Raw genomic sequence first — 12695 nt, forward strand, 5'->3', positions numbered from 1 at the left:
CCGCCGGCCCGCGCGAGGGCGGCGAGGCCGGTGGCGAGCACCGCGACTCCGATCTGCAGGGTCGACGAGGTGCGCATCAGCGACCACGCCTCGAACGCGGGCACCGGCGCGGGGGCGGGCAGCAGGCCGGCGAGGCTCGCCGACACCGCGAGCAGCAGCAGCGATCCCATGACCAGGGCCACCACGAGGTGCGCCAGGACTTCCGCCACGGCGCGCTGGCGGGCGCGGACGGCGGAGGAGCGCGGGGCTGCGGAGTGGGCGATCGCGACGCTGCGGAGGTGCATGCGCCGAGAGTAGATCCGGGTGCCTCCCCGACGGACCCCCTTGTCGGTCCCCCGTCCGGGAGTGATCCGAGTGGGACTTCCTCCCGAACCCGCCCGGGACGGATCCCGAGTGGTGGCTGAGCGCTGCCGAGGGGGATCGACCCGCCGCGCGAGCCCGATCTAGCCTGGAGGGACGGAGGTGACCGATGTCCGAGGCCAGGAACCATGCCGCCCGCTACCTCTCGAAGCGGGCGGAGGGCGAGTCGTCGCCCGACACCTCCGAGGAGAGCGAGGCGACGATCCCGGAGGATCCGGCCGAGCGCGCCGCCTTCATCGAGACGACGATCCAGCAGGCCATCCGCCGAGGGGACTTCGACGACCTGCCCGGTGCGGGCAAGCCGCTGGAGGGGCTGGACGGCGGCCACGACCCCGACTGGTGGATCCGCCGCAAGATCGAGCGCGAGAACCTCACCGGCATCGGACCGGCCGCGTTCCTCCTCCGCGCCGAGGACCGGCAGCTCGACGAGCGCCTCGACCGCCTGCACCGCGAGTCGGAGGTGCGGGCGCACCTCGAGGAGTTCAACAGGCGGATCGTCGAGGCGCGTCGGCAGCTGCTCGGCGGGCCCCCGGTCGTGACGCCGGTGCGCGACATCGACGTCGAGCTCGCCCGCTGGGCCGAGCGGCGCGCCGCCCGCGCGACTCCGGCGCCCGAGCCCGAGCGGCCGCGCCGCCGCTGGTGGCGCGGTCGCTAGGGTCCGGTGACCGCGCGATCGCCGTCGCAGACCGAGTGGGGGAGCGCGAGATCGTGGTCGACGGACCCTAGGACGTCGTTCCCCTGCGCAGTCGCAGCCGCGTCTCCTCGAGGTCGAGCAGCGACTGCGCCTGGGTCAGGATCCGCTGCGGATAGGCGCGGCGCGAGCGCGCGTCGAGCAGGGCCTCCCGCTCGGCGGTGACGACGGCCAGCCGCAGCGCCCGGTAGAGGCGGTGCGGAGTGTCGACGACGTCGCGCTCCGCGCCGCGCGCCCGCTCCCAGGCGGCCTCCGAGCGGAGGAACGAGGTCTGCCGCACCCGCTCGAGGACGTCCGGATCGACGTCCGTCGCGCCCTCCACGACGTCGGCCGGGTGCTCGAGGATCGAGAGCCCCTTCTCGGTGATCTCGTCGAGCAGCCCCGCCAGGTAGCGCTGATCCTCCGGCTCGTCGACGCCGCGGATCCCCGTCGCCCGGATGAGCAGCGGCAGGGTGCTGCCCTGGATCAGGAGCGTCGCGACCGCGACCGTGAAGGCGATGAGCACGAGCTGGTTGCGGTACGGGATGTCCTCGGGCAGGGACTGCGCGGCCGCGAGGGTCACCACTCCGCGCATCCCCGACCAGCCCAGCACCAGCCCGCCGCGCCAGCCGAGGCCGCTGGTGCTGAAGTGGCGGTAGTCGGCGCGGCGCAGCTGGTAGCGGCGGCGCGCCTTCGTCCGCTCCTCGCGGGGGAGCTCGGCCGACGAGTCGAGCACCTCCTTCTGCTCACGGGCCCGACGCTCCGCTCGACGGGTCTGCCAGCGCTCGCCGACCAGCACCGGCCCGACCCAGAGGAAGCGGACGACGATGAGCCCGACGGTGGCGAGGAGCCCGATGCCGACCGCGGCGGGGACCGTGAGCGCGGCGTCGTCCGCATCCTGGATCAGACTGCGGATCTCGAGCCCGATCAGGAGGAACACCCCGTTCTCGAGGAGGAACTGCACCGTGCGCCAGTTGACGCGGTCGTTGACCCGCGACTGGGCGGTGAAGGAGCGGGAGGAGGCGTGGCCCGTGTGCAGGCCCGCGACGACCACGGCCAGCACGCCCGAGGCGCCCAGGCCCTCGGCCGGGATGAACGCCACGAACGGCACGGTGAAGGAGACGACGGTGTTCAGCACCGGGTCCTCGAGGCGCGAGCGCACGAAGACGGTGAGGATGCTCGCCACGAGGCCGACCACGACCGCCACGGCGACCGCGTAGAGGAAGTCGCCGATCGCGGCCCACGGCGTGGCGAGCGTGCCGGCGGCCGCGGCGAGGGCCGAGCGCAGCAGCACCAGCGCGGTCGCGTCGTTGATGAGGCCCTCGCCCTCGAGCAGGGTGAGCAGTCGCGGCGGGAGGCCCAGGCGCCGGCCGACCGAGGTGGCGGCGACGGCGTCGGGCGGGCTGATGACGGCGCCCACGGCGATCGCGAGGGGGAGGCCCAGCTCGGGCAGGAGGACGAACAGCAGAGCGCCGACGCCGGCGGCCGAGATGACGACCAGCACGACCGAGAGGCCGGTGATGGTGGTCAGGTTCCGGCGGAAGTCGATGAACGGGACGCTGATCGCGGCGGCGTAGAGCAGGGGCGGCAGCACTCCGTCGAGCACCCACTCGTGCGGGACCACGACCTCCGGCACGCCGGGGAGGTACGACAGGGCGACTCCGGCGAGCACGAGGACGATCGGAGCGGCGACGCCCAGCCGCCGCGCGAACACGGCGACCGAGACCAGGACCGCCACGGCCACGATCCCCGCGATCCCCAGCATCATCGGGGATCGCTCCTGCGGGCGCGGGGCGGGCGGCGGTCGGGCATCGGTCTCGTCTCCGGTCGTCCCGCGCCGCGCCCGGGAGGGGCGGGCGTCGGGGACCGTCGTCGAGTCTGCGCCCGGCGCCCGCCGCCGACCAGGGGGTTGCGGGCTACCGCCGGTCGAGCACCCGCTCGAGGCCGATCAGCAGCGCGAGTCCGCCGAGAGCGGCGACGACGACGGCGGTGATCGCTCCGGGCGAGAGGGTCAGGGCGGCGTCGACCAGCTCGGATCGCAGCCGCTCGTCGCCCGAGACGATCAGGAGCCCGACCGCGACCGCGGCGGCGAACAGGCCCCAGACGATCGCGCCGAGGCGGATCCGCGGGCGCTTCGGCGTCAGTGCGCCGGGAAGGGGGGTGGTCTCGGTGCTGCTCATCGCGGGTCCTCCGTCGTGGTCTGCGGGGTGCCGGCGTCGCCGGTGCCCGTGGTGCTGCCGTCGGTGGTGCTCTCGTCGGCACTGCTCTCGCCGGTGGGCTCGGCGACGGTGGTCTGGTCGTGCACGGTGATCGTCCCGGCGCCCTGCTCGATCCGCACGACGACCGGCTCGGCCGTCGGATCGCCGAAGGTCTGCGTCCACCGGGAGCGGCCGTCGACGATCGCGACGTCCTCGGGCGCCGTCGCGTTCCGGCCGTCCGCCGAGACGATCCGGAGCTGCCCGCTCGCGGAGACGGCCTCGACCCGGACGGTCGTCCCGGCCAGCGGCCAGACCGAGACCTCGCCGGCGCCCTGCCAGACGTCGATGACCGCACCGTCCTCGCCCGCACCGGGGACGACGGTCACGTCGAGGAGACCGGAGAGCATCGCGTAGTCGCCGGAGCGCTGGTTCGAGAGGCCGTACGTCCCGCTCAGGGGCAGGATCTCGCGATCCGGAGGCAGCATCGCCGCGATCAGCGCCGTCGCGAGCGCGAGCGCCGACGCGGTGACCAGGAGGGCCGCCCTCCTGCGCACGAGTCCCGCCAGGACGATCGCCGCGGCGAGCACGAGCGCGGCCGCAGCGAAGCCGGTCGCGACCGCGGTGGTGCCGGTGGCGGTGAGCGAGACGATCGCCCCGATCACCGCCGCGGCGCCCAGCACGACGAGGGTGACGCTCGCCCGCAGGCGCGGGTTCTGCGCCCGGCGCACCCGGCGGCGCTCGTCGCGCACCGCGGCGACCGCGCGGGACCGAGCGCGCGCCGCCTCCGCGCGCTGACGGGCCGTCTCGCGTGCCGACGCCGACTGCTGGGCGCGGAACGCCTCGCGCTCGGTCTTCCAGGCGTCCTGCCGGGCGCGCCAGGCGGCGACGTCCTCGGGCGCCTCGGGGCGGACGTCCGTGGGACGAGGCGGCGGGAAGAGGGGGACGGAGCCGGGACGGTCGTCGGTGGTCGCGGGCGCCTCCTCCCGGGCGGCGCCGCGAGCGGAGCGGCCGGAGTTGCGCGCCACCCAGACGACGAGGGCGACGACGAGCCCGATCACCACGAGTGTCCAGATCGTGCGGCCGGCGGCGGGCGACCAGGGTGAGGCGCCGGTGTAGGCGCCGCCGAGCGACCAGAAACCCTGCGCGACGGGGAGCATCGACGCGAGGACCATCGCTCCGATGCCGGCGTGGACGCGGTCGATCCGGCCGCGGAGCAGCCGCTCGATCGGCAGCACGTCGTCCTCGTCGGGGAGCAGGAGCCAGGCGGCGGCGTAGAAGAGGAGCGCGGGGCCACCGAGGACCGCCACGACGGCGAAGATCCCGCGGACGATCAGGGGGTCGATCCCGAGGCGCTCCGAGATGCCGGCGCAGACGCCGCCGATCCAGCCGGGGCGGCGGGTGAGGCCGAGGCCGCGCAGCCAGAGGAGGAAGCGGTTGTCGGTGCAGGGCTCGGTGCCGTCGCCGGCCGCGGCGGGGTCGGGCGCCGTTCCGGAAGGCTCCTGCTCCTCGGTGCCGGGAGCCGTCGTGGTGCGGGCGGAGTCGTCGCCGCCCGGTCCGTCCGCTCCGCCGATCGGCGGGGGAGTGCTCGCTGCTGTCATGGTGAGAGTGTCCCGCTCCTCCCCAGGCGGCGACCATCGGGGGAACCCCTGACTCGACCCTCGTTTCCTCCCCGGCGACCCCGACGACCTGTTTGGATGCACGTGTGAGCATCTCGAGCACCGCGGTCAGACCGCCGTTGCGACGCCCCAGGAGGGTCGTCCTCGGCGGGGTCTGCGCGGCGCTCGCCGAGCACCTCGGCTGGACCCTCTACTCCACCCGGTTCTTCACGGTCGTCGCCGCTCTGCTGGGTGGCGGCGGCGTGCTCCTCTACCTGTGGCTGTGGGCCCTCGTGCCGCTCGCCCCGTCCGAGGGCGAGACCGATCGGGCCGTCCGCCGCGTCGTCCCCGTCGCCGGGCTGCTGTCGGTCGCCGCCGTCGTGGCCGCCGGAGCCGTGCTCCTCGCGCTCGAGGCGCGCGACGACGTCGCGGTGACGCGCGCGCTGGCCGCGGTCGCGGCGCTCGCCGGAGCGGCGGTCGCGTGGGCGCTCGGTCCCGGGCGCGACGATCCGTCCGCGACTGCTCGCGCCTCGCTGCACGTGCGCCTCGCCTCCTGCGCCGCCCTGCTCGTCGCCGGAGTCGCGGTGCTCGTCGCCCGGCCGAGCGCCGTCAACGCGGTGCTCGCGGTGGGCCTCCTGATCGCCGTCGCGGGCGTCCTCGCCGCACCGGGCGTCGTCCGCCTCTGGACCGAGCTGATGGGCGAGCGGGCCGCCCGGGTGCGCGAGGAGCAGCGCGCCGAGATCGCCGCGCACCTGCACGACTCCGTGCTCCAGACCCTCGCCCTCATCCAGAACCGCGCCGGAGCCTCGAGCGAAGTCGCCCGCATCGCCCGCGCCCAGGAGCGCGAGCTGCGCGACTGGCTGTTCGAGCGCGACGTGCCGGTCGCCAACGACCTCGCGGCCGAGGTCCGCGCCATCGCGGCCGCCGTCGAGCTCGACTACCCCGCCACCATCGAGGTCGTGGCCGTCGGGGTCTCGGTGCCGGGCGCCGCTCCGCTGCTCGCCGCGACCCGCGAGGCCGTGCTCAACGCGGCGCGCCACGCCGGCGGCGAGATCTCGGTCTACCTCGAGTCGGCCGTCGACGGCGTCGACGTCTTCGTGCGCGACCGGGGCCCCGGAGTCGACCTGGGCGCTCTTCCGGGCGACCGCCTCGGCATCCGCGAGTCGATCATCGGCCGGATGACCCGCGCCGGCGGCAGCGCCGTCGTGCGTCCCGGGGTCGGCGGCTCGGGCACCGAGGTGCACCTGCGGCTGGGAGCCGCGTCGTGACGCGCGTCGTGCTGGTCGACGACCACTCCATCTTCCGGTCGGGGCTGCGCGCCGATCTGGCGCCAGGCCTCGAGGTCGTGGGCGAGGCGGCCGATGTCGACTCCGCCGTGCGCCTCGTCGCCGAGACGCGGCCCGAGGTGGTGCTGCTCGACGTGCACCTGCCGGGCGGTGCGGGCGGAGGCGGGGCCGAGGTGCTGCGGCGCAGCGCCGCGCTCCTCGAGTCGGTGCGGTTCCTCGCGCTCAGCGTCTCGGACGCGGCCGAGGACGTGGTCGGCGTGATCCGCGCGGGAGCCCGCGGCTACATCACCAAGACGAGCTCCGGCGCCGAGGTGAGCCGCGCGGTCGAGGCCGTCGCGGGCGGCGACGCCGTGTTCTCGCCTCGTCTCGCCGGGTTCGTCCTCGACGCGTTCGGCGCTCTCGCGGGCGAGCAGGCCGAGTCGGTCGACGAGCTCGATCGGCTGTCGGCCCGCGAGCGCGAGGTGATGCGCCTGATCGCCCGCGGCTACGCCTACAAGGAGGCGGCCGCCGAGCTCTTCATCTCGGTCAAGACCGTCGAGTCCCACGTCTCCGCGGTGCTGCGCAAGCTCCAGCTCTCATCGCGGTACGAGCTGACGGCGTGGGCGTCGGCCCGGCGCCTGCTCTGACGCGCCCGAGCGGAGATCGACGCGCTCCCCTGCTGATCGGGTAGCCCGCTCGCGGGCGTATCGAGATCCCCCGCCTCCTCTGCTGATCGAGTAGCCCACTTGCGGGCGGATCGAGATCGGCCCGCGTTCTCTGCTGATCGAGTAGCCCGCTCGCGGGCGGATCGAGATCCGCGCGCGTTCTCTGCTGATCGAGTTGCCCGCTCGCGGGCGTATCGAGATCCACCAGCGCCGGACGTCTGATCACCGAATGGATCCGCCCAGGCCGGTGGGTCTCGATACGCCCCTGCTACTCGACCAGCGGGGAGCCGGTGGGTCTCGATACGCCCCTGTGGGGCTACTCGACCAGCGGGGAGCCGGTGGGTCTCGATACGCCCCTGTGGGGCCAGCGGGGAGCCGGTGGGTCTCGATACGCCCCTGCGGGGCTACTCGACCAGCGGGGAGGCCGGCGGTCCGTCCTCGCCGGAGCCGTCAGTCGCGCGAGACCAGCACCCGCACGTCCCAGGGGCCGAGCTCGAGCACGTCGCCGGCCGCCGACGCCTCGCCCGAGAGCACGTCCTCGACCGCGGAGGGCAGCGCGAACGTCGACGGCTCCCACGACCAGTTGTGCACGAAGCGCACGCGCTCGCCGTGCCGGTTGGTCGCGCTCGTCACGGTCTGCGTCGGCGAGGCCGCACGCCACGGGGTCGCCGCCGCGGACGACTCCGACACCGCCCACTCCATCAGCGCCTTCGCCAGGGCGAGGTCGGGCACCGTGCCCACGTAGGTCACCCGTCCGGCTCCGTGCGAGCGGGTCGTGACCGCCGCGAAGCGCCCGTAGTGCGGGTGCCGGTAGCGCACGAGCACCGTCGCGTCGTCGACCTGCACCCCGTCGGCCCACACCGTCGCGCGGGCGCCGTCGGGCAGCGGGAAGCCGGACTCCGCCTCCACCGGCAGGGGCACCGCGAGGTTCGCGAACTCGTCGTAGTGCACGCCGGCGGCCGCGTCGAGGAACGCGGGCTTGCGCTGCAGGCGGGCCCGGCCCTCCTCGTCCTCGTAGCCGGTGCGGACGCCCACGACGAGGTGGCCGCCCGCCGCCGCGTAGGCCTCGAGCCACTGCAGCTGCACGTCGTCGGCGATCGTGAACGCCGCCGCGACGAGCACCGGATGCGCGGCCGCGTACTCCGCGGCGGGCACGGCGGTCAGCTGCGAGGGGTGCACGGTCGAGGCCTGCAGCCCCGCGTCGAACGCTCCGCGCGCGAAGGCGTCGCGGGCGGTCTGGAAGCTGCGGCGGTCCGGCACCGGCATGCCCCTGGCCGCGTCGGCACCGAGGGCGGAGTCGCTGAAGGCGGGGTGCTCCTCGAGCGCCCACTTGCTCTCGTTCGAGAACAGGATCGCGACGTCGGAGTCGGGCGCCAGCTCGGTCACCCGGTCGCCCGCCGCGGCGAAGTCGGCGCCCAGCGCGGCGATCTGCTCGTAGGCGCGGCCGGGCTCCTGCGAGTGCGGCAGCACTCCGCCCCAGTAGGTCTCCGCGCCGTGGTGGAGCGTGTGCCAGTGCCAGTACTCGATCATCGTCGCGCCGCGCGAGACCAGCGCCCAGGCCGCCTGGCGCCACTGGCCGTCGTAGGCCGGCTCGTTCGACCACGACATGCCGATCGCCTGCGCGTCGGTCTCGGTGACGAGGAACGGCGCCTGCTTCGAGCCGTACATCCGGTCGGCGGTCGCGTAGAGCGCCCAGGTGCCGGAGGTGGTCCAGTGCTGGTCGAACGGACGCGCGTCGGGCAGCTCGAGCCCGTCCTGCATCCGGTAGTACGGGTTGCCCGCGGTCACGTCGAGCCGGCGCACCAGCTCCTCGTCCTGCACGGTCGTCCGCTCGTACGAGATGCAGGTGGTGACGAACTGGTCGTCGCGGCCGATCCGCTCGGTGATGCCGCGCACCAGGTCGGCCTGCCAGCCGATGAAGTCCGTGGTCAGCGAGGCCTGGAAGCGGCGCCACGCGAGGTCGTACTGCGGCTGCGCGTTCGCATCCGGCGTCCACAGGTCGGACCAGGTCGACAGGCGGTGCGACCAGTAGGTCAGCCCCCACTCGTCGTTGAGCGCCTCGACCGTGCCGTAGGTGGCGCGCAGATTGTCGACGAAGCGCTCGAAGACCTGGCGGTTGTGGAAGATCTCGTTGCCCGGCTCGTTGTCGACCTGGAAGCCGATGACCGCGGGGTGCGCGGCGTAGCGCTCGACGATGCGGCGGATCACGCGCTCCGCGTGGAAGAGGAACGCGGGGTGCGTGTAGTCGATCTCCTGGCGCGCGCCCCAGCCGATCGGCTGCCCGGTCGCGCGGTGCGCGTTGATCTCGGGGTACAGTCGCGCGAGCCACATCGGAACCGCGTAGGTGGGCGTGCCCAGGACGACCGAGATGCCGTGCTCGTGCGCCCCGTCGAGCACCGGCTGCAGCCAGTCGAGGTCGAAGACGCCGTTCTCGGGCTCCCAGGTCGACCAGACCGACTCGCCGACGCGGATCACGGTGAACCCGGCGGCCTTCATCAGCCGGAGGTCCTCGGCCAGGTCGCGACTGCCCAGCCGCGAGGTGGGCTGGTACTCGTGGTAGTAGGCCGCGCCGAACAGGATGCGATCGGTGAGGTGCTGCATGGTCGCCTTTCAGTGGTGGTGAGGTGGTGGGCGTCAGCCCTTGACGGCGCCCGCGGTCAGACCGTCGAGCAGCTGCCTGCGCAGGAGGAAGAAGACCAGGATGGTCGGTACCGAGGCCAGCACCGCGCCGGCGAGGACGAGATCGTACGAGCGGTTCTCGGAGGCGAAGAGGATGTTGAGCCCCAGCGGGATCGTGTACTGCGACGAGTCCGAGAGCAGCACGAGCGGCCAGAGGAAGCTGTTGTAGCTCTGCAGGAACCCCCAGACCCCCAGTGCGCCGAGCGAGGGGCGCAGCAGCGGCAGCACCACCCGCCAGAAGATGCCGAACTCCGAGTTGCCGTCGATGCGGGCCGCCTCGATGATCTCGTCCGGGATCGACTGCACGATGAACTGCTGCATCATGAAGATCCCGAACGCGGGAGCCACCCAGGGCACGATCAGCGCGAACCACGGGTTCGAGAGTCCTGCCTTCACGACCAGGATGAACAGCGGCACCAGGATCACGACGAACGGCACCGACAGCGACGAGAACATGATCGTGAACAGCACCCGCTTGCCGCGGAAGGCGAACTTCGCGAAGCCGTAGCCGGCCATCGCGCAGACGAACACCGAGACGGCGGTCGCGATCAGCGAGGTGCCGATGCTCATCCCGAACCAGTTCCAGAACGGCTGGGTGGTGAGCAGATTCGTGTAGTTCTCGGTGGTCGCGGGGTTCGGGAGGAGCGAGGGCGGCGTCGAGAAGATGTCGCCGCGGTTCTTGAACGAGCCGCTGAGCGCCCAGACCAGGGGCAGGACGAACACCAGCAGCAGTGCCGAGAGGGTGACGTAGAGCAGCCCGCGGCGGGCGCGCTCGCCGCCGGACGCCTTCCGCTGCCGAGGACCGGGGGTGCGTCCGGAGCGGGCGGTGACGATTCCCGTGGTGGCGGTCATGAGGTTCTCCCGATGGCGAGGGCGCGGTTGAGGATCTGGCTGACGGCGAAGACGAGCACGAAGAGCACGACTCCGGCCGCGGCGGCGTAGCCGAACTGCTGGCGCTCGAACGCGGCGCGGTAGATGAACATCGAGACCGAGAGCGTCGCCTCTCCGGGTCCGCCGCGGGTGAGCAGGTACGGCTCGTCGAAGAGCTGGGCCGCGCTGATGAACGAGGTGACGACGACGAACGCCGTCACCGGTCGGATCGCGGGCAGGGTGACGGTACGGAACTTGGCGAGCACTCCGGCGCCGTCGAGCTCGGCGGCCTCGTACAGCTCCTTCGGCACCGCCTGCAGAGCGGCGAGGAAGAAGATCGTGAGGTAGCCGACCGTGCGCCAGAGCAGCACGAAGCCGATCGCGACCTTCGCGAGCGCCGGGTCGCCGAGCCAGTCGATGTCGCCCAGGCCGAAGAGGGCCCGCAGCAGCGAGTTCAGCAGTCCGTAGCTGCGGTCGAAGATCAGGCTGTAGATCAGCGCGATCACGATCGGCGAGAGCACCATCGGGATGAAGAAGGTGAGCCGGAACAGGTCGCGCGCCTTGAGCCCGCGGGCGTTCAGGCCCTGCGCGATCATCAGCGAGCACGGCACGATCACGAACACGGCGATGAGCGTGTAGATCAGCGTGTTCACGAGAGCGACGCCGAAGCTCGTGTCGCCGAGCAGGTCGGCGTAGTTGCCCAGCCCGATGAATTCCGGCGATCCCAGGCCCACCCACTCGGTGAGGCTGAGCCAGATCGCCGCGCCGACCGGCACGATCATGAACAGTGCGTAGAGCACGTAGAACGGCGCGATGAAGAGGTACGGAGCGTTCCCGCCCGTCGTGTTCAGGCGCTTGCGCTTCGAGCCGCGCGCCTCGAGCGGCGAGCCGCCGCGGCCGTCCTGGGCGGAGGCGGGCGCCCCGGCCGTGGTGAGAGTCGACATCATCGATCCTTAGCTGCGGGCCTGGCCGCGGAAGTCCTCGGCCGTCGCGCGGAGCGCCTGCGCCGGGGAGAGGGTGCCCTTGTAGGCCTGGAGGAGGTAGCCCGACAGCACGGTCGTGAGGATCTGCTGGTCCTGGCTCTGGTAGAGCGACGGGACCTCGTCGATGATCTCGCCGTAGACGTCGAACAGCGCCTGGCCGCCGAAGTACTCGTCGGTGATCACGGCGAGCTCCGGGTCGTCGAAGACCGAGCGGAGGGTCGGGAGGTAGCCCAGATCGCGGTAGCGCTTCACCTGCTGCGCCGGGTCGAGGTAGGCCGCGAGGATCAGCTCGACCGCCGCGTCGCTGTTCGCCTTGCCGGTGACCGCCGCGAAGCCGGTGCCGCCGCCGACGGCCGTGCGGCCGCCTCCGTTCTCGAAGCGCGGCAGCGCCTTCACGCGCCAGAGCCCCGCCTGCTCGGGCACGTTGGGCTTGATGCCGTAGCTCGAGTACCAGGTGGGCATGTCGACGCCGAGGATCGTGCCGTCCTTGAGCCCGCTCTGCATGCTCGGGCCGTAGTAGTCGGCGACGGTCGTGAGGAACCCGGAGGCGAGGCCGTCGACCGCGAATCGCAGCGCCTCCTCCGCCTCGGGGGTCTCGAGGTCGAGCCGGCCGTCGCGGTCGAAGAGCTGACCGCCGCGCTGCATCAGCAGCAGCTGGTAGCCCTGCACGACCTGCGGCAGATCGCTGCCGACCGACAGCGCGCCGAACGAGACACCCTCGCGGGCGCTGATCTCCCCGCCGACCCGGGCGAACTCCTCCCAGGTCTCGACGTCGACCGGCACCCCCAGGCGCTCGAACTCGTCGGCGCGGTAGTAGTAGACGGCCAGCGGGGTGTCGGAGTCGAGCGCGTAGAGGCTGCCGTCCTTGCTGAACGCGTCGACCCGCGCGGCGATCAGGTCGTCGCGGTACGGCGCGGTCGCCTCCGTCAGGTCGACGAGCAGCTCGGGAGCGATGGAGCCGCGCAGCGTGCGGGCGAAGTTCGCGACCTCGAGGCCGACGACGTCCGGAGTGCCGGTGCCGGCCACGGCCTGCGCGATCAGCTTGGTCACGATGTCGGTCGCGCCGATCTTGGTGACGTCGAGCGAGTAGTCGAACGCGCTGCGCTGCGCGGCGAGCGGGAGCGCCTCGGTGAAGAACGAGACGTAGCCGTCGTCGTGCGTCCAGAACGAGAGGTCGACCGCGCCGGACTCCACGGCGGCCTGCGGGCCCTGGGTCGAGCAGGCGGCGAGGAGGGACGCGAGGGCGGCCGATCCGCCGGCGGCGGCTCCGAGGCGCAGGAGGCCGCGGCGCGAGAGCGGCGAGCGAGACGGTGGGGAGAAGGGATGCATTCAGGTGCTCCTCGGGGAGGGACAGGGACGACGGAGGGCCGGCGGGCGCGCCGGGGGGACCGCGGAGCGCAGAGCGGCGCG

Annotated in this window: 11 protein-coding genes; 3 read left to right on the forward strand and 8 right to left on the reverse strand. The window is 73.1% G+C overall.

The genetic code is table 11. From position 1 onward, the window contains the following. Positions 1-284 (reverse strand): hypothetical protein (locus NB037_RS16075; protein ID WP_251947523.1); only part of this gene is annotated, 284 nt, incomplete at its 3' end. Between the two features lie 185 nt (positions 285-469). Here NB037_RS16075 and NB037_RS16080 point away from each other — a divergent pair. Next, positions 470-1015, forward strand: coding sequence for a DnaJ family domain-containing protein (locus NB037_RS16080; RefSeq protein WP_251947526.1), 546 nt, complete (start codon positions 470-472; stop codon positions 1013-1015). A 67-nt stretch (positions 1016-1082) separates the two neighbouring features. Here NB037_RS16080 and NB037_RS16085 read toward each other — a convergent pair whose 3' ends face one another. The 3 genes from NB037_RS16085 to NB037_RS16095 all read right to left on the reverse strand — a co-directional run bounded on the left by NB037_RS16085 (position 1083) and on the right by NB037_RS16095 (position 4826). Further along, on the reverse strand, positions 1083-2798 hold the full coding sequence (locus NB037_RS16085; RefSeq protein ID WP_251947529.1) for a cation:proton antiporter: 1716 nt from the start codon (positions 2796-2798) through the stop codon (positions 1083-1085). A gap of 148 nt (positions 2799-2946) precedes the next feature. Beyond that, positions 2947-3210, reverse strand: coding sequence for a hypothetical protein (locus tag NB037_RS16090; protein WP_251947532.1), 264 nt, complete (start codon positions 3208-3210; stop codon positions 2947-2949). After that, positions 3207-4826 carry a PspC domain-containing protein gene (locus tag NB037_RS16095; protein WP_251947535.1) on the reverse strand — a complete coding sequence of 540 codons (1620 nt, stop codon included), beginning with the start codon at positions 4824-4826 and terminating at the stop codon, positions 3207-3209. Before NB037_RS16095 ends, NB037_RS16090 begins: the two co-directional genes overlap by 4 nt. 104 nt (positions 4827-4930) lie before the next feature. Between NB037_RS16095 and NB037_RS16100 the strand changes: the two genes are divergently transcribed. Together NB037_RS16100 and NB037_RS16105 are read left to right on the forward strand one after the other, a co-directional pair. Next, on the forward strand, positions 4931-6091 hold the full coding sequence (locus tag NB037_RS16100; RefSeq protein WP_251947538.1) for a PspC domain-containing protein: 1161 nt from the start codon (positions 4931-4933) through the stop codon (positions 6089-6091). After that, the gene (locus NB037_RS16105; RefSeq protein ID WP_251947542.1) at positions 6088-6735 is read left to right on the forward strand and encodes a LuxR C-terminal-related transcriptional regulator; all 648 of its coding nucleotides are present in this window, start codon (positions 6088-6090) and stop codon (positions 6733-6735) included. Before NB037_RS16100 ends, NB037_RS16105 begins: the two co-directional genes overlap by 4 nt. Before the next feature lie 468 nt (positions 6736-7203). Here the strand turns inward: NB037_RS16105 and NB037_RS16110 are convergent, their stop codons facing one another. Genes NB037_RS16110 through NB037_RS16125 form a run of 4 tightly spaced genes read right to left on the reverse strand, consistent with a single transcriptional unit; the run spans position 7204 to position 12614 of the window. Next, positions 7204-9354, reverse strand: a complete 2151-nt coding sequence (locus tag NB037_RS16110) for a beta-galactosidase (protein WP_251947545.1) — start codon at positions 9352-9354, stop codon at positions 7204-7206. Positions 9355-9387: 33 nt separating this feature from the next. Next, positions 9388-10284: a carbohydrate ABC transporter permease gene (locus NB037_RS16115; protein ID WP_251947547.1), complete on the reverse strand. Its 897-nt coding sequence runs from the start codon at positions 10282-10284 to the stop codon at positions 9388-9390. Further along, the gene (locus tag NB037_RS16120; protein ID WP_251947549.1) at positions 10281-11246 is read right to left on the reverse strand and encodes a carbohydrate ABC transporter permease; all 966 of its coding nucleotides are present in this window, start codon (positions 11244-11246) and stop codon (positions 10281-10283) included. The genes NB037_RS16115 and NB037_RS16120 overlap by 4 nt, the downstream gene beginning before the upstream one ends. Positions 11247-11255: 9 nt before the next feature. Then, a complete protein-coding gene (locus NB037_RS16125) occupies positions 11256-12614 on the reverse strand; it encodes an ABC transporter substrate-binding protein (protein ID WP_251947551.1) in 1359 nt (452 codons plus the stop codon). Positions 12615-12695: the final 81 nt, after the last annotated feature.

Source organism: Rathayibacter rubneri (genome assembly GCF_023743255.1).
GTDB lineage: Bacteria > Actinomycetota > Actinomycetes > Actinomycetales > Microbacteriaceae > Rathayibacter > Rathayibacter rubneri.